The sequence below is a fragment of the Methanomicrobium sp. W14 genome, from assembly GCF_017875315.1.
Taxonomy (GTDB): domain Archaea; phylum Halobacteriota; class Methanomicrobia; order Methanomicrobiales; family Methanomicrobiaceae; genus Methanomicrobium.
Map to the genome: position 1 here is coordinate 743542 of NZ_JAGGMM010000001.1, position 16114 is coordinate 759655.

General features: G+C 42.7%; 18 protein-coding genes. 15 read left to right on the plus strand and 3 right to left on the minus strand.

All coding sequences use genetic code 11. The features are described 5' to 3' along the window. Genes J2128_RS03945 through rsmA form a run of 13 tightly spaced genes read left to right on the plus strand, consistent with a single transcriptional unit; the run spans position 1 to position 8039 of the window. Positions 1–153 carry a 50S ribosomal protein L39e gene (locus tag J2128_RS03945; RefSeq protein ID WP_209689802.1) on the plus strand — a complete coding sequence of 51 codons (153 nt, stop codon included), beginning with the start codon at positions 1–3 and terminating at the stop codon, positions 151–153. A gap of 4 nt (positions 154–157) precedes the next feature. After that, on the plus strand, positions 158–421 hold the full coding sequence (locus tag J2128_RS03950; protein WP_209689803.1) for a 50S ribosomal protein L31e: 264 nt from the start codon (positions 158–160) through the stop codon (positions 419–421). Between the two features lies 1 nt (position 422). Continuing rightward, entirely contained in the window at positions 423–1082 is a 660-nt protein-coding gene (locus J2128_RS03955; RefSeq protein WP_209690202.1) for a translation initiation factor IF-6, read from the plus strand. Between the two features lie 13 nt (positions 1083–1095). Continuing rightward, on the plus strand, positions 1096–1287 hold the full coding sequence (gene rpl18a / locus J2128_RS03960) for a 50S ribosomal protein L18Ae (RefSeq protein WP_209689804.1): 192 nt from the start codon (positions 1096–1098) through the stop codon (positions 1285–1287). Continuing rightward, positions 1277–1711 (plus strand): prefoldin subunit alpha, encoded by a 435-nt coding sequence (pfdA, locus tag J2128_RS03965; protein ID WP_209689805.1) that lies wholly within the window; start codon positions 1277–1279, stop codon positions 1709–1711. The genes rpl18a and pfdA overlap by 11 nt, the downstream gene beginning before the upstream one ends. A gap of 32 nt (positions 1712–1743) precedes the next feature. Then, positions 1744–2853 (plus strand): signal recognition particle-docking protein FtsY, encoded by a 1110-nt coding sequence (gene ftsY / locus J2128_RS03970; RefSeq protein ID WP_209689806.1) that lies wholly within the window; start codon positions 1744–1746, stop codon positions 2851–2853. Further along, positions 2853–4181, plus strand: a complete 1329-nt coding sequence (locus tag J2128_RS03975; RefSeq protein WP_209689807.1) for a signal recognition particle protein Srp54 — start codon at positions 2853–2855, stop codon at positions 4179–4181. Before ftsY ends, J2128_RS03975 begins: the two co-directional genes overlap by 1 nt. Then, entirely contained in the window at positions 4181–4750 is a 570-nt protein-coding gene (trmY, locus tag J2128_RS03980; RefSeq protein WP_209690203.1) for a tRNA (pseudouridine(54)-N(1))-methyltransferase TrmY, read from the plus strand. The genes J2128_RS03975 and trmY overlap by 1 nt, the downstream gene beginning before the upstream one ends. Then, positions 4747–6000, plus strand: coding sequence for a tRNA pseudouridine(54/55) synthase Pus10 (locus tag J2128_RS03985; protein ID WP_209689808.1), 1254 nt, complete (start codon positions 4747–4749; stop codon positions 5998–6000). The genes trmY and J2128_RS03985 overlap by 4 nt, the downstream gene beginning before the upstream one ends. A gap of 2 nt (positions 6001–6002) precedes the next feature. Next, a complete protein-coding gene (locus tag J2128_RS03990; RefSeq protein ID WP_209689809.1) occupies positions 6003–6296 on the plus strand; it encodes a 50S ribosomal protein L21e in 294 nt (97 codons plus the stop codon). 22 nt (positions 6297–6318) lie between these two features. Then, on the plus strand, positions 6319–6669 hold the full coding sequence (locus tag J2128_RS03995; protein WP_209689810.1) for an RNA polymerase Rpb4 family protein: 351 nt from the start codon (positions 6319–6321) through the stop codon (positions 6667–6669). A 21-nt stretch (positions 6670–6690) separates the two neighbouring features. Beyond that, entirely contained in the window at positions 6691–7263 is a 573-nt protein-coding gene (locus J2128_RS04000; protein WP_209689811.1) for a DUF655 domain-containing protein, read from the plus strand. Beyond that, a complete protein-coding gene (rsmA, locus tag J2128_RS04005; RefSeq protein ID WP_209689812.1) occupies positions 7260–8039 on the plus strand; it encodes a 16S rRNA (adenine(1518)-N(6)/adenine(1519)-N(6))-dimethyltransferase RsmA in 780 nt (259 codons plus the stop codon). Before J2128_RS04000 ends, rsmA begins: the two co-directional genes overlap by 4 nt. Positions 8040–8050: 11 nt before the next feature. Here the strand turns inward: rsmA and J2128_RS04010 are convergent, their stop codons facing one another. After that, positions 8051–9847, minus strand: a complete 1797-nt coding sequence (locus tag J2128_RS04010; RefSeq protein WP_209689813.1) for an ATP-binding protein — start codon at positions 9845–9847, stop codon at positions 8051–8053. 237 nt (positions 9848–10084) lie between these two features. Between J2128_RS04010 and J2128_RS04015 the strand changes: the two genes are divergently transcribed. Both J2128_RS04015 and J2128_RS04020 read left to right on the plus strand, forming a co-directional pair. Continuing rightward, positions 10085–10657, plus strand: a complete 573-nt coding sequence (locus J2128_RS04015) for a HemK2/MTQ2 family protein methyltransferase (RefSeq protein ID WP_209689814.1) — start codon at positions 10085–10087, stop codon at positions 10655–10657. 160 nt (positions 10658–10817) lie between these two features. Beyond that, on the plus strand, positions 10818–11384 hold the full coding sequence (locus J2128_RS04020) for a DUF308 domain-containing protein (RefSeq protein ID WP_209689815.1): 567 nt from the start codon (positions 10818–10820) through the stop codon (positions 11382–11384). Positions 11385–11405: 21 nt separating this feature from the next. Here the strand turns inward: J2128_RS04020 and mutL are convergent, their stop codons facing one another. Both mutL and mutS read right to left on the minus strand, forming a co-directional pair. Beyond that, positions 11406–13244 carry a DNA mismatch repair endonuclease MutL gene (gene mutL / locus J2128_RS04025; RefSeq protein WP_209689816.1) on the minus strand — a complete coding sequence of 613 codons (1839 nt, stop codon included), beginning with the start codon at positions 13242–13244 and terminating at the stop codon, positions 11406–11408. Then, positions 13241–15883, minus strand: coding sequence for a DNA mismatch repair protein MutS (gene mutS, locus J2128_RS04030; protein WP_209689817.1), 2643 nt, complete (start codon positions 15881–15883; stop codon positions 13241–13243). Before mutS ends, mutL begins: the two co-directional genes overlap by 4 nt. Positions 15884–16114: the final 231 nt, after the last annotated feature.

The window sequence follows — 16114 nt, forward strand, 5'->3', positions numbered from 1 at the left end:
ATGAGTAAAGTTACAAAAGCTAGAAAAATAAGACTGGCAAAGGCATGCGAGCAGAACCGCCGTGTGCCGGCATGGGTTATGATAAAAACAAAACGCACCGTTGTGACTCATCCGTGTAGACGCAACTGGAGACGCAGCAAACTGAAGGTGTGATTAAATGGCAGAAATTTTAAAAGAACAAATATATATCATACCTCTTCGTGATGTAAAAAAGGCACCACGCTGGAAGCGCAGCCCGAAGGCAATGAAAGAAATAAGAGCGTTTCTGTCGAAACACATGAAAAGCGACGATATAAAAATTGATTCAAGCATCAATGAAAAAGTCTGGGAACGCGGAAGCGAGAAGCCTCCAAGGAAAATCCGTGTTCGTGCAATGAAATTTGAGGACGGTCAGGTTCAGGCTGAACTTGCCGAAGAGTGAAATGAAAGAGACAATCGACTTCGCTGGCGACGAAAATATAGGCGTTTATACACGCGTATTCGAGGATTTTGCATTCGTTCCGCTTAATGCTCCCGAAGAATACGTCAAAAGCATTGAAGAGAGATTTGGTATTGAAGTAGTCCAGACTACAATACAGGGAAGCTCGATTATAGGCTCACTTCTTGTCGGGAACAGCAACGGAATAATTGCAAGCGGTCTTGCAACAACCGAAGAATCGGAACTGCTGAAGAAATATGGAAATGTCATGTTTCTTGGCAGAACCATGAACGCTGCAGGAAACATCATTCTTGCAAATGACAGCATAGCAGTTGTCCATCCACGTCTCCCCGACAAGTACGCAGAGAAAATCTCAAAATTTCTTGATGTTCCTGTTGTTATGATGACAATCGGAGGTATCCCCACAGTTGGAATGGCAGCGGTTGCCACCAACAGGGGAATACTCGTAAGTCCCGGTGTAACGGCCCAGGAAATAAGGGAAATTGAAAACATAACAGACCTGCCAGTTGGTACAGGAACTATAAATATGGGAAGCAGCCTCGTCGGGACAGGGCTTATTGCGAACAGCAGGTCCTATATGGCAGGGATTTCTACAAGCGGATATGAGCTTGGAAGAATAGAAGAAGTATTTGGCTTTGATTAAAGGAGTTATTAAAATGGCAGACCAGAAATTTGAAGTGCAGGGAAACTTTAAAAATGGCTATGACTATCAGCCATTCAAAAAAGTTATCACTGCACCAAACGAAAAACAGGCTTCAGAGAAGATCTACATGATCCTGGGAAGCAAACACCGTTTAAAGAGAAACTACATAAATATTGACGGAATCAAACTTATCGATGGTGAGTAACTTGGAAAAGGTTGACCCTCGTGAAGTACAGATGCTCCAGCAGTACCTAAACGAGTTTGGACAGGAGATAGAGGCATACTCCGCTCAGCTTCAGATGATTGAGCAGCGCAGACTTGAATCCCTGACTGCGGTTGACACAATTAACACAATTAAGGAAAATCCCGAAAACCCTGTCCTGCTTCAGTTGGGAGGAGGGGCATCGATTAAGGTAAAGCCGGTCGAAAATGATAAAGTCCTTCTCAATATAGGATCTGACATAGTAGTCAAGCATACATGCGACTACTCTGCATCCTACCTCAATGACCGCGCTAAGGAAATGGAAGCTCTTGAGAAGAAAATAACAGAATCAATCTCACAGATGCAAAAAAAAGCAAACGATATCGCAAAAAAGCTTGATGCTGCATACAAGCAGATGAAGGCTTAAAAATTGCAGCAGAATATGAGCTCTGATCTGTTATGTTCAAATCTCTTAAAGATAAACTCAAGGGTGTTTCCAAAAAGTTCGGCTCAAAGATAGACGAAAAAATTGAGAACAGCGATTCTTCGGGGAGTCCTGAAATCAGGTCAACCCCAAAGAATACAAAAGAGCCCTCAAGTCAGACAAAACCCTCTTCTGAAGTGTTTATACCGGATGAAAAAACCGAATCGCCTGAAACTTTAAATAAACCTAAAAAGGCATCTTTTGCAGAAAAAGTCCGGGTACTTGTTACTGAAAGAGAAATACTCCTGTCCGAAAAAGACATAAAGGAGCCTCTGGAAGAGCTTGAAATGATTCTTCTTGAAAATGATGTCGCTTTTGATGCAGTTGATGAAATCATTTCCCACATGAAAGACGAACTTGTAGGACAGAAGAAAAAAATAAGAACTTCTTCTGAGGACTTCGTTACAGATGCATTAAAAAATGCCCTTCTGGATGTCCTCGGTGAAGGTTTCTCGCTGACCGGCTATATCCATTCACATGAAAAGCCTGTAAAAGTCCTTTTTACCGGAGTTAACGGCGCCGGGAAAACCACGACTGTTGCAAAGATTGCCCATTTCCTTAAGAAAAACGGGTACTCGGTGGTAATAGGCTCAGGTGACACTTTCAGGGCAGGCGCCAACGAGCAGATGAAAACCCATGCCGAAAGGATAGGCGTGAAGGTTATCAGCCACCAGGAGGGAGCCGACCCTTCAGCAGTCCTCTTTGATGCTGTAAGTTATGCCAAAGCCCACAACATTGACGTTGTCCTCGCGGACACAGCGGGAAGATTTCACAACCGCTCAAACCTGATGAACCAGCTTGAGAAGATTAAAAGAGTTATGAAACCCGACATTGTTGCCTACGTTGACGAGGCTGTCGCCGGAAACGACGCGGTTATCCGTGCAGAGGAGTTCAACAATACTGTCGGGACAGATACTGTGGTTCTCACAAAAGCGGATATGGATACGAAAGGCGGCGCTGCAATCTCAATTACCCATACAATCAAAAAACCTGTCATGTTTCTCGGGGTCGGACAGGGTTACGATGATGTAATACCCTTTGAACCGGAAACTATAGTCAATGAACTTCTTGGAGCTGATGTCTGATGCTTGACAGACTCGGGTCAGGACTAAAGGACGCCATGAGAAAGCTTGCCGGTAAAACAGTCATCGACAAAGCTGCAGTGGACGAACTCGTAAAAGACCTCCAGAGAGTACTCCTACAGTCAGATGTAAATGTAAAGCTTGTAATGGGCCTTTCAAAGTCCATCAAAGAGCGGGCTTTAAACGAAGAACCTCCCAAGGGGATGAGCGTAAGAGAGCACGTCCTCCGGATAGTCTACCAGGAGCTTGTGCGCCTGATGGGTAATGAGTGCGGGATCACACTCGGCCCGCAGACAATCCTTATGGCAGGTCTCCAGGGCAGCGGAAAGACAACTACAACCGGAAAACTCGCAAGATATTTCCAGAAGAAAGGTCTGCGTGTAGGTGTCATCTGCGCCGATGTCTTCAGACCGGGTGCATATGACCAGTTGAAAACCCTGTGCGACAAAGTAAATGTTCCGTGCTATGGGAAATCCGGTGAAAAGGACGCCGTAAAGATTGTCCGGGACGGCCTTAAAGAACTCAAAAATTCTGAAGTTCTTTTAATTGATACACAGGGCCGCCACGCACTTGAAGACGAGCTTATTGACGAGATAATAGCATTAAACCGGCTCACAAAGGCAACACACAGGTGGCTTGTAATTGACGCCGCACTTGGCCAGCAGGCACGTGAACAGGCGGCAAGGTTTCACGAGGCAATCAGTATTGACGGTGTAATAATTACCAAAATGGACGGGACCGCAAAGGGAGGCGGTGCCCTGTCGGCTGTCGCTGAAACAGGTTCGGGTATTGTATTCATAGGAAGCGGAGAGACAATAGAGGATCTTGAGCGCTTCGATCCTGACAGCTTCATATCCCGTCTTCTCGGAATGGGAGACCTGCACGCATTAATGGAACGTGCGGAAGAGGCCATGGGTGACCAGGAACTGGATGTAAACTCGATGATGAAGGGTAAATTCACCCTCAGGGACATGTACAAACAGCTTGAGTCACTCAAAAAAATGGGCCCCCTAAAGCAGGTCATGTCAATGCTTCCTCTCGGTGGAATTGAAATCCCCCAGGACGCATTTGATGTAACCGGAAAAAAGATGGAGCGCTATAAGGTCATAATGGACTCAATGACAAACGAAGAGCTTGACAACCCTTCTGTTATAAGCGGCTCAAGAGTGCAGAGAATTTCAACCGGCGCAGGAGCGGCGCCTGAGGAAGTAAGGGAGCTTCTGAAATATTACAAGACAATGCAGCGTACCCTCAAAGGATTCAGAGGAATGGGCGGCGGTAAATTCAATATGCAGCGCATGCTCAAGAAATTCGGCGGGATGAAAAATTGATTAAGCGGTTTCTTGTAATCGGGCATAACGCCGTAACAGCAGGTAACTTTTCACTCAATGACATGCCCGGAGGCGCCGGAAGAATGGACATCCTGTGCAGTTGCATAAACTCCTGCTTTTTTCTGTCTCATTCACTGAGAGATGATGTCGAATGCTACCTTCTCCTTCTTGGAGAGCCAATGCCTCCAAAAACGATTTTGATTAAGGGCGACGAGGTCAGATATCTCAATCCTGACGAAAGAAGCACCGGATCACTTCTGAAAAAGGCATTAGACCTACCTTGCGGGGAAAAATTCCGTGAGTCAACAAAAGGGATATACGTCAAAAGAAGAGGTCTCAAATGCCTTCTGAAAGACTATGAATTCTCGGTTCTCGACGAAAACGGCAGTGATATAAGAGAGACAGAAAATGCACCCTGCTCGTATATTCTTTCGGATAATCATAATTTTACCGGGGAAGAAGAAGATATGCTAAAAGACCTTCCCAGAGTATCGGCAGGTCCCAAAGTCCTGCACGCCGATCACACAATTACAGTAATTCTCAACGAACTTGACAGGAGGGGATTATGAAAGATATCCTGGAAGTAACAGAAAAAATCCTTGAATACGGACCAATATGCGATCACTGCCTCGGAAGAATGTACGGGAAAAGCTCGCACGGACTTCTGAACACGCAAAGAGGCAGTGCAATGAGAATAGCCCTTGCACTGGAAAAAAACGTTCCTTACGAAAAAGAGGAGGATACCTGCTGGATTTGCGGCAACCTCTTCGACAAAACAGAGAGTTGGGCCGAAAAAATTAAAACCGCTATAGAGCCATACGAGCATGAGACAATCCTTGTAGGGTGCAGGGTCCCTCCGCTTATGTCGGAGAGCGAAGAGATGATCTGGACGGATCTCTCGCTCACAAATCCCGAACCCCTGAAAGCTGAATTCAACAGGGAAACCGGAAAAGCCGTAAGTGCCCTTACCAAAAGCCAGGTTGACTTCAAGCGCCCCGATATTGTTATAATCTGCAACCTTTCAACGGAAGAAGTTGAAGTAGAAGTCAATTCACTTTATATCTACGGCAGATATATGAAGTACGAGCGTGGGATACCACAGACACGCTGGTTCTGCAGGGAATGCAAGGGTAAAGGTTGCGAAAGGTGCAACTTCACGGGCAAAATGTATCAGGACTCTGTTGAGGAGCTTATAGGGCGCCCGATAATCAAAGCATGCGAAGCTTCCGATGCAATACTTCATGGTGCAGGAAGAGAGGATATAGACGCAAGAATGATTGGTACAGGAAGACCGTTTGTTCTTGAAATAGTCAAACCAAGAAAAAGAAGCGTCCCGCTAAATGAACTTGAAGCGCTTGTGAACAAATCCGCAGAAAACAGGGTATCTGTAACGTTTGATCACGTAAGTGACAGACATGAGGTGGAAACCCTTAAATCAGGAAAAGCGCATAAAAAGTACAGTATTCTGGTAAAAGTCGAAGGCGATTTTTCCGTAAATGAGATTAATTCCGCTCTTAACGGCCTGAAAGGAGTGACAATAAACCAGCGCACCCCTGACAGAGTTTCCCACAGAAGAGCAGATCTTATCAGAAAACGCCAGTGTCTTGATATAGAGTGCAGCGGGATGGAAGACGGTATTTTCCGGATAACAGTTCTCGGGGATGCCGGGCTTTACATCAAAGAGCTCATATCAGGTGATAACGACAGGACAAAACCGAGTCTGTCAGAGATACTCGGTTGCCCGGCTCAGGTTACCAGTCTTGATGTTATAATGGTTGAAGGAGTTGTTCCCGAAAACCGGAATGAAATGGAGAGTTAAAAATGGCACATCATAATGGTCAGAGAAAAAAAACACGCTATAAATACCAAAAAGATCTCAGAAAACGTGGCCTCGCACCTGTAACAACTGTTATTCAGCAGTTTGAAGAGGGACAGAAGGTCCATATTGTTGTTGACCCGAGTGTTCAGTGCGGGATGCCACACAGAAGATTCCACGGGAAAACCGGAACAATTATCGGCAGACAGGGACGCGCATGGATGCTTGAGATTAGAGACGGCAATTCAACAAAAGTTGTTATCTCAAGACCGCAACACCTAAAGCCACAGGAAATATAATCATTTTTCAATAGTGATTGGCATGAAAGTAAAAGGAGTATTAGACGAAGAGAGGATTACACTGCCGGTGTTACGTGAAGAGTTGCTGAAAGTAGAGGCAGCCAGGCTTGAGTCAGGGAAGGAGATGTCTTACGAACTGCGCAGAAGCATTGAACATGCCAATCACCTCTCCAAAACAAGCGCTGAAAAATCAAGGGCTCTGGTAGAAAGCCTTCTTGCTCTTGAAAAAATTAAACCCGACATTGCATTTAGAATAGCTACCGTTATGCCCAAATCAAGGGATGAACTTCGTGCTATATATGCAAAGGAGCGCTTCACTCTTTCAGGTGAGGAACTCGATGAGATTCTCGACCTTGTAATAGCTCACTTCTAAATCAAAGGGGGGGTTTCTTTGATGAAGACCGATAAAACAGATAAAAAAGAGCTTTATGCAGTTATTATCGATGTCCTTCCAATGACCGGTATGAGTGAATCACACCGTCCGCAGTTCAAAAAGGAGCCTATTGTTCAGGCTATGGGCATCGAGCAGTTTAAACTTCTTGAACTTGTCCCAAAGGTTTCAACTCTCCAGGCAAACGACAGGGTATACATAGGGGACAAAGAAAGGGATCAGATCGAGAGAGTCAAACGCCGCATCAGCTACAGCGATCTGACACAGACTGCAAAACTGGAACTTCCATACGCAGTGGAAAGTATAGTTATGGGAAATCAAAAGAAATTTGTTGATTTTTTCAACAAAGCTGTTCCAATTACATCAAAACAGCATATGCTTCATTTACTGCCAGGTATCGGGAAGAAACTCCTTTGGGAAATTCTGGATGAACGCGGAAAAAAGCCTTTCGAAAGCTTCGAAGACATAAGTGAACGCATCAAGGCAATCCCGCATCCGGAACAGATGATTATTAAAAGGATTCTGGAAGAGATAGAAGACCCAGGTGTAAAGTATCACCTGTTTACATCAAAATGAGAGCTCTGCATGACCAGCATTTCCTTTGCGATGATGATGCTGTAAAAAAGATCTCTGAGTTTACTGATGTTAAAGGTGTCAAGGTCCTTGAAATCGGCCCGGGGAGAGGTGTATTAACAAAGGCTCTTCTTGACAGGGGAGCAGAAGTGACCGCAATAGAGCTTGACGGAACACTGATACCCTGTCTGGAAATTTTTTTTAAAAAGGAGATTGAGTCCGGCAGACTTAAAATAATTCACGGTGACGCAGCAAAATGCGTACTTCCCGAATTTGATAAAGTCGTCGCAAATCTTCCGTATTCCGTGTCTTCAAAGATAACATTCAGACTGCTGGGAAAAAAATTTTCAGAAGCGGTTCTTATGTACCAGAAAGAATTTGCGGAAAGAATGATTGCTCTTCCGGGAACGGCAGACTGCGGAAGGCTTTCCGTAATGGTCCAGACATACGCAAAAGTCATGCCCCTTTTAGAGCTTAAACCCGGTTCTTTTTCGCCGCCACCTGAAGTCGATTCGTGGGTTGTAAGGATTACCCCTAAAAAAGAGCTCACCTACCAGATTGATGACAAAGAATTTTATTCAGACCTTGTAAGGGAGCTTTTTTCACTCAGGAGAAAGACAATACGGAAGGCACTTAAAATATCCTCAAAAAAACTGGGTGAAAAAAATGTCGAAAGGATATTTGAAAACATCCCGGAAGAACTCCTGCAAAAGCGTCCCGAAGAACTTACGCTGAAGGAATTTTCGTTTATGTCAAACATTGCAAAAATAGCAAAATAAAAAGGTGGTTCTTAAAATTCGTCAGGGAAAACTTCTTTTCCTGTAACAGCATCAATGTACACTGTCCTTTCCTCGTATCCGCTTGCAGCGGTCACCCTGAACATGGGGTAATAAAATGTATAATAATCCGTAATCTCGGATGTCGGTTCTACAACTTTAAGAACCGTCCTCATGTCACTCTCCTCAACAGTCCTCTTCTCTGTAGTCCCTTCTTCAAGATGACCCATCCGAAGGTTCATTTTGACTTCTTTTGGTTTTACCACCGGGAGGGAGTCTGACACAAGAGGCACATATACAGGTTCTTCCGACTCGCCTATAGTCTCTGAACGGGTAATAAGCCTCTTTTTTTCAAGAGAAGAAATAGATCTTTCAACGGTTTTTTTATCCAGACCGCTTTGCGCTTCAATACCTGCCAAGGTGTCACCCTTTATCGGCAGAAGGCTTAAAATGACTACAGAGGATTCATCAAGTCCTACATATTCTGAAAAAAAAGACCTGAAACTAAGACCACGGGATAAGTTAACGCCTGCACCGTTTCTTCCGTCTATTAAAAAAGAAGCTTTTCTGGTTGATTTTTTGAGAATTCCACCGATATATTTTATTGAAACTTTCACAATCGGGATATAAACCAAATCTGCCGACAACAGCTTTTCACCGGAGCCCAAACCCAATCTGCTTTTTTTAAGCTTTTTAGATGCTGTTTTCAGTGCTTCATCTCTTTCTACCACAGGAATAACAGCTTCTTTCTTTATTTTTTCAGCAACTAAAGCCTTTTTTTTCTTTGCCTGACTTCCTTTTTGGGATGCTGTTTTTTTTGCAGGAGACGAAACATGGCCAAGGCTTTTTACGGCGATTGCTTCAGTCACTCTGTCCGTGTCTGTTTCATTTTCAGTAAAGACGTCATTTTCTTTATTACCTGAGGATACACTATAGTCACCGTCATTTAAATCGTCAATAATATCCACTTCAGGCTCTTCCTGCTCACCAGAATCGTTATCATCAGAGATCTCCCTGTACTCAAGAACCGGAGTCAGACCACGGTGCTGCGTCTCACGTTTCCCGAACCTCATCTTCGTTTTTTCACGCACGAGATTTCCCATAACAAAGAAATCACCGGGGTTCAGTGTCGTAAGTTCCTCGACTTCCTGTTTTGAACTGAAAAAAAGACCGACTGCCTTAAGATCATTTTCTATAGAGAGCTTTCCTATTATCTGGTTATTGCACTGGGAGAGAACATTTTTTGTAACTATAGCAGGCCTCTGAGTTGCAACCATCATTCCAAGACCTCTTTTTCTCCCCCTTCGTGATATTTCCTCTATTTTTTTTATTGAGTCCTTTGACTGCGGTATAAATTTGTCAGACTCTTCAACGATCAAAAGGTACGGTTTTCTCTGCTCTGTTGCAACGTCATAAAGTGCATGGACCATCTTTGTGACACGCGGGATCATTTCAACTTCCGAGACATCGTAAATTACAGGACGGCTCTCCGAAACCGCCCTTTGAAGAATATGCTGGATGTTGACCTTCTCAATATCATAGTCCATAGTTATTCCGTCACACTCGGAATCCCCGCCTTCCGCACCAATCCACCAGATATTATCGTATTTTTCCTTTAGCGAATAATATTCCCCTTCTGTATCGATTAAGCAGAACCCTATATTGTTTCTGCACATTTTTTCACATAAAACTGCAATACTCCAGCTCTTTCCGGCGCCTGACTGGGCTATTATACAGGTCCTGCCGGTAACAAGCTCCTGGGCATCAATATAAAAATCCCGTCCCCCGGCTTTTCCTATTTTCAATTCCATATATTCTCGTCTCTCGATAATTAGATTCTAAAGCTTTTAACAATATTTGTTTACATAAACTTTTAGACAATATACACCGACTGACAGAAAATGCATCAAAAACCTTTCCCCCAAAAGGAAAAATTTCTGTTATGTCTCAGTTATATAATTAAAGACCATAAATGTAAGCATAGTAAAGACCGGCGTTAACCAAAGTAATTCCTGGTGCTTAAAATAAAGACGATTCAGGATTAAGAGATGACAGATTACAAAGAACAGGTATATCAGCCCGAAGAAGATACTTACCTTCTTCTGGAATGCGCCTTAAAAGAGGCACGTCCCTGTGAAAATATAATTGAAGTCGGTACCGGAAGCGGCAAAATAGCGGGAGAGATAAAAAAAATCTCAGAGAACACATTTGCTATAGATATAAATCCTTATGCATGCACAGCCTCAAAAAAGAAAGGTATAGAGGTCATAAGAGGCGATCTTTTATCCTGCATAAATAAAAGATTTGACCTGATTATCTTCAATCCTCCATACCTTCCGACACAGCCCGGTGAGAGAATTGATGACTGGCTGGAATATGCTCTTGACGGAGGAATAAGCGGGCGGAATACTATAGAAAGATTTGCCGGTATGCTTGAGAAAGCAATGACAGACAACGGAAGGTGCCTTCTTTTGATCTCATCCCTTACGGGGAAAGATGAGGTTCTGGCAGATCTTTCATCACTTGAATTAAATGTGTGCGTAATATCAGAGCGGTGCATCGAAGATGAAAAACTCTATGTTTTAAAAATAACACCCGGCGCATCCAGAAAGAAAAAATGACGATCATCTATGCACATCATATATTTTCATGCACTCACAGGATAATAATACATACAAACAGATAATTTCTATAAAAAATCAAAATTAAGACATTTTTTTTCCAAAAAAAGTTAGAAATTTATATATATTATAAATCAGGAATTTAAATTGGAGGTCTAAAATGGACGAAGTGGTAGTAATTGACAGTGAATTTTCACCGGTAAACTGGTGGGTATTCCTGCTTCAGGGACTGATAGCAATTATATTCGGTGCAATTGCGCTTGTATGGGCACCTTACGTTGTGGATCTGTTTGCCTATTTCATAGGCGCCCTGATTATTATTTACAGTATTTCTACTATTATCAAAGGTATTGTCAAAAAAGATTCGACTAAATCAAAAGCAGTTCTTGTAATTATAGGGATAATAGGTTTAATTATAGGAATACTTGCTGTGCTTAATGTTCTTGTTTTATGGCTTACGATAGCTGTCCTTATTGCAATATGGGCCCTCATCACAGGATTCGGAGATCTGTGGCTAGGCCTTACTGCGGAAAAGGAAAACGGATGGTATCGTCTGCTCCTTTCAATAACAGGAATTATAGGGATAGCTCTTGGTATAGTTCTTATAATTTTCCCGCTTCTCGGGACTGTTGTAATTGTTCAGGTCATCGGTGTATTTGCAATAGCAATCGGAATAGTTGACCTGATAACAGGATTCATGGTGCAGGGAAAACTCAGTTCAAACTAAATATACCTATTTTTAGAGGCATCAGCTTCTCATAAACAGTGAATCCAGTCTAGTTCTTGTGAAGACGAGCATAGTAGGTCTTCCATGGGGGCATGTATAAGGAAGCTCGGTTTTCGAAAGCTGGTTCAAAAGGCGGTTCATCTGTTCTTTGGTCAGTACAGAACCGGCCTTTATTGCCGCACGACATGCTATTGTCGAAGTAATTTTTTCTTTCTTGGAATCCAGAGATTTAAGATTTTCATCCAGAAGATCAGAAATGATATCCTTAAGAATCTCTGTACCTATCCGTTTTCCAAGGACCATAGGGACTGTCCTGACAGCAAACGTGTTTTTGCCAAACTCTTCAATAACAAACCCTTCCTCTGCAAGAAGTGAAAGATTGGAGCTCAGTGTTTCAGCTTCTTTTTCCTTAAAGGTCATTATAACCGGTACTAAAAGCTCCTGGGACTTATTTCCTGAATCACGGATTTTTATAACCTGATCATAAAGAATTCTTTCATGAGCTGCATGCTGGTCGACTACGACTAGCTCATCACCCTTTGAATTCCTCATATTCGCAATAATATAAGACGCATCATACTGTCCTATAACCTCCATTGCCGGAAGTTTCGATTCATTTTCTGATTCATCAAAATTTTCGGTGAGTCTCAACTGACTGTCGGTCGCACTAAATCTCGGATGATAACCAAAGTCCGGTTTTCCAGAAAGCTCCGGTTCACTGTCCCCTAAGTCATATGTGCCAGCTGGAGATTCAACCTTAAACAAAGGTTTTTGCAGGCTTTCTTCGGCAGATATTTCTTTAAAAGTATTTTTTTCACCTGATGAAAAGTCCAGCTGAACATTCCCTGATTTCAGTGCCTTTTTAACTGCAGATGAAATTTCCTCAAATATCTCCTTTTCGCGTGACAGTCTTACTTCCCTCTTTGTAGGGTGGACATTTACATCTACTATACTTCTGTCAATTATAATGTTTAGAAAAACGGCAGGATAGCGGTCTTTTGCCAGAAGAGTTCCGTAACCACTTTTTATTGCCTTCATCAGAACAGGAGAGGCAACTACACGGTTATTTATTGACAATAAAACATGTTTCGAGTCCGGGTAATTGAGATTCTGAACTGAACAGAACCCCTCTGTTCTCATAAATGAATTCACTGACTCTACATCAAACATTTTATCCGAAATATCTTTCCCGTAAATATATGATATAGTTTCGATGAGAGAATCCGTCTTCAGTGTGGATATTTTTTCCTTTCCGTTGTGAACCAGCCTGAATGAGACCGAAGGATTCGCTATTGCAATACGTTCGATTACGGTGTAGATATGATTGAATTCAGTCTGCCTGGACTTGAGGAATTTTTTCCTTGCCGGTGTATTGAAAAAAAGATTTTCCACTATTACAGTTGTCCCGTCAGGAGAGCCTGTCTCTCCTATATCAATTACATTTCCCCCCTCGGCGATAATCTTTGTTCCAGATAATACCTTCGATGAATGCGTCTTTGTTATAACTGTCAGCCTTGAAACCCCGGAGATACTTGCGAGGGCCTCACCTCTGAACCCCATAGTCTCAATATTTGAAATGTCTGACACATCTTCTATTTTGCTTGTTGCATGGCGCTTTAAAGAAAGCAGGGCCGAATCCCGGTTCATGCCGCATCCGTTGTCCACAACCATCATCCTGAAAATTCCGCCTGAATCAGAACCTATATCAACAGTCACTGAATCCGCGCCTGAATCAAGAGAATTTTCTACAAGCTCTTTTACCACCGACGCTGGCCGCTCTACGACCTCTCCGGCAGCAATTTTATTGACTGTAGCCTCGTCAAGTACATGTATAGTGCGTGTGTTTTCAGAATCGTTCAATTATTATCATCTCCGGCCTCTTTTTTCAGTTCATACAGCAGTGCAAGTGCTTCTCTAGGATTAACAGAGTTTGGATCGATGCTTTTCAGTTTTTTCAGGACTGGGTCTTCCTTTCGCGGTGAAGATACAGGTTCGGGGTTGTCAATCAGCAGAAGCTGTGTATACCGTGGCATTTTTCTGCCGCTTTTTGGATCATACTGTTTCTCCTGTTCTTCCTTTAGAATAATTTCTGACCTTTTAATTACTTTGGACGGTATTCCGGCAAGTTTTGCCACGTGAATACCATAGCTCCTGTCGGTTGCACCGGGAATCAGTTTTCTCAAAAACACCACATCGTCCCCTGTCTCCCTGACAGCAAAATGGTAATTCCTTACTCTTTTCAAATCGGCCTCTATTTCTACCATTTCATGGAAATGTGTTGCAAACAGAGTCCTGGGCCCCTCCTGTTTAGTCCCGTGAAGAAACTCAAGGACTGCCTTTGCAATGGAAAAACCGTCCAGGGTACTTGTCCCCCTGCCAATTTCATCAAGAATGACAAGACTTTCAGGTGTTACATTATTCAGTATATTGGCAAGTTCAAGCATTTCCACCATAAATGTACTCTGCCCGCTTGCCAGGTCATCAAAAGCTCCGACTCTTGTAAAAATCCTGTCTACAATTCCGATGACAGCAGTATCTGCAGGAACAAAACACCCCGTCTGGGCCATTATGCATATAAGTGCAACCTCACGCATATACGTGGATTTTCCAGCCATATTCGCCCCTGTAATTATCAGTATCTGGTTGTCTGATGAATCAAGATCAGCATCATTGGGGACAAAGTTCTGGATGTTTCTTTCTACGACCGGATGCCTCCCGTTGTTTATCAGAAGGCGCTTTGAATCTTCTATAACCGGCCGGATGTAATTTCTTGAATGGGATATTGCGGCAAGGTTTGCATATACATCCAGAAGACCGATATTTCTTGCAGTTGTCTGTATTGTTTCAACGTATGGCTTTATCTTTTCAATTAATTCCTGATATATTTCATATTCAAGTGCAGACACCTTCTCCTCCGCATTTGCAATAAGCGATTCTTTCTCCTGCAGGACCGGAAGAGTATACCTTTCGCCGTTTACTGTGGTCTGCTTTCTGACATATTCAGGCGGAACGTTTTTTGAATTTGATTTTGTAACCTCAATAAAATATCCAAAAACCTTGTTGTACCCCACTTTCAGTGACTTTATGCCTGTCCTTTCACGTTCGGACTGCTGAAAGGAGGCTATCCAGTCTTTGCCGGATACTGAGATATCTCTCAGCTCGTCAAGAGAGAGAGCATAACCTTCACGGATAACTCCTCCCACACGGGCATTGACAGGAGGTTCGTCGCACACTGCTTTTGCAATAAGCTTTCTGATATCCTCCATATCACTGATTTTTCTAAGTGACTCTGTAACAAGATATGGAATTTCAGACGGTGAGGAGTCAAAATCACTTTTTATATCCGTTATTTTTTCAAGTGAGTCTTTTAATGCGTTTAAATCACGGGGACCTGCATTTCCGTATGATATACGACTTGCTATTCTTTCTATATCATAGAATTTGTGAAGGTGTTCCCTGAGAGATGAGCGTATCATAGGTAGATCATAAAAATACCCTACTGAGTCCAGACGCCTGTCAATTTCAGCCTTGCTGACAAGTGGTGAGGTGATGAATTTTTTAAGTATTCTGCTGCCCATGGGAGTTTTTGTCTCATTCAGAATACCAAAAAGCGATGAGTCCGGACCGCCGGATTTAATATTCTCAAGAATTTCAAGATTTCTGAGTGTGACGGCATCAAGGATCATATTATTTGAAGAGATTTTTGTCGAAAAATTTCTGATGTAATTAAGATCTGTCATCTGCGTCTCGCACGCATAGGAAAGACATGCACCGGCGGCACAGATAGATGAATCCATACCAAGGCACCCGTAACCCTCAAGCGAGGAGACATGGAAATGATTTTTCAGGTAATCACCGGCAAACTTCAAATCGAATGCAGAATCACTGTAGGAAGTTACAATTACACCGAGTTTTTTTAGATTTTCAGAGAGACCTGAAGATGACGAAACAGGTATTATGCATTCGGCAGGCTGGTATTTTGATATTTCGGAATTCAGGTCCGAAAAGCCTGATGAGGCATTACACGAAGATATAAAGAATTCTCCAGTTGAGATATCCAGAAATGCAATTCCGTATTCCTTATTTTTTTTATCCGGAAAAACCGACATAAGATATGAAGACCCGGAGTTTCCAAGCATTTCGGAGTCGATTATAGTCCCGGGTGTGATTATTCTGACAACATCGCGCTTTACGATGCCCTTCGCTTTTTTCGGGTCTTCTACCTGATCGCATATGGCTACCCTGTAGCCTTTGCGGACAAGGCGTGCAATATACATCTCCCCTGCATGTATAGGTACTCCGGCCAGAGGCATTTTTTCGCCGTTGACGTCTCTGCCCCTGGATGTGAGCGTTATTTCAAGTTCCCGTGATACTACTTCTGCATCTTCACCGAAAGTTTCATAGAAATCACCCATCTGGAAAAAAAGAACTGTATCCGGGTATTTCTTCTTCATCTCGTAAAACTGCCTCATTGCCGGTGTTGGTCCTTCTTTGCTCATCCGTGTATTATCTTTGTTTTCGTAGGGATATGATTGTTTTGAGAACAAATACGATCAATTTACCCGATAAACCATATGTTGCTAAACAATTTTCTCAAAGGTGTAAAGTCCAACATCAATATCATTATATTTTTTGATTTCCCTAACACATAGGTAAAGTATAGCATCATATGGTTTATTGAATATATGTTTCAAGTATCAAGAAAACGAAAAAGGTGAAATTCAGTGAAT

What these genes read in the sequence shown, in the direction of transcription:
- J2128_RS03945 (WP_209689802.1), top strand. Translation starts at nt 1, where the DNA reads ATGAGTAAAGTTACAAAAGCTAGAAAAATAAGACTGGCAAAGGCATGC.
- J2128_RS03950 (WP_209689803.1), top strand. Translation starts at nt 158, where the DNA reads ATGGCAGAAATTTTAAAAGAACAAATATATATCATACCTCTTCGTGAT.
- J2128_RS03955 (WP_209690202.1), top strand. Translation starts at nt 423, where the DNA reads ATGAAAGAGACAATCGACTTCGCTGGCGACGAAAATATAGGCGTTTAT.
- rpl18a (WP_209689804.1), top strand. Translation starts at nt 1,096, where the DNA reads ATGGCAGACCAGAAATTTGAAGTGCAGGGAAACTTTAAAAATGGCTAT.
- pfdA (WP_209689805.1), top strand. Translation starts at nt 1,277, where the DNA reads ATGGTGAGTAACTTGGAAAAGGTTGACCCTCGTGAAGTACAGATGCTC.
- ftsY (WP_209689806.1), top strand. Translation starts at nt 1,744, where the DNA reads ATGTTCAAATCTCTTAAAGATAAACTCAAGGGTGTTTCCAAAAAGTTC.
- J2128_RS03975 (WP_209689807.1), top strand. Translation starts at nt 2,853, where the DNA reads ATGCTTGACAGACTCGGGTCAGGACTAAAGGACGCCATGAGAAAGCTT.
- J2128_RS03985 (WP_209689808.1), top strand. Translation starts at nt 4,747, where the DNA reads ATGAAAGATATCCTGGAAGTAACAGAAAAAATCCTTGAATACGGACCA.
- J2128_RS03990 (WP_209689809.1), top strand. Translation starts at nt 6,003, where the DNA reads ATGGCACATCATAATGGTCAGAGAAAAAAAACACGCTATAAATACCAA.
- J2128_RS03995 (WP_209689810.1), top strand. Translation starts at nt 6,319, where the DNA reads ATGAAAGTAAAAGGAGTATTAGACGAAGAGAGGATTACACTGCCGGTG.
- J2128_RS04000 (WP_209689811.1), top strand. Translation starts at nt 6,691, where the DNA reads ATGAAGACCGATAAAACAGATAAAAAAGAGCTTTATGCAGTTATTATC.
- rsmA (WP_209689812.1), top strand. Translation starts at nt 7,260, where the DNA reads ATGAGAGCTCTGCATGACCAGCATTTCCTTTGCGATGATGATGCTGTA.
- J2128_RS04010 (WP_209689813.1), bottom strand. Translation starts at nt 9,847, where the DNA reads ATGGAATTGAAAATAGGAAAAGCCGGGGGACGGGATTTTTATATTGAT.
- J2128_RS04015 (WP_209689814.1), top strand. Translation starts at nt 10,085, where the DNA reads ATGACAGATTACAAAGAACAGGTATATCAGCCCGAAGAAGATACTTAC.
- J2128_RS04020 (WP_209689815.1), top strand. Translation starts at nt 10,818, where the DNA reads ATGGACGAAGTGGTAGTAATTGACAGTGAATTTTCACCGGTAAACTGG.
- mutS (WP_209689817.1), bottom strand. Translation starts at nt 15,883, where the DNA reads ATGAGCAAAGAAGGACCAACACCGGCAATGAGGCAGTTTTACGAGATG.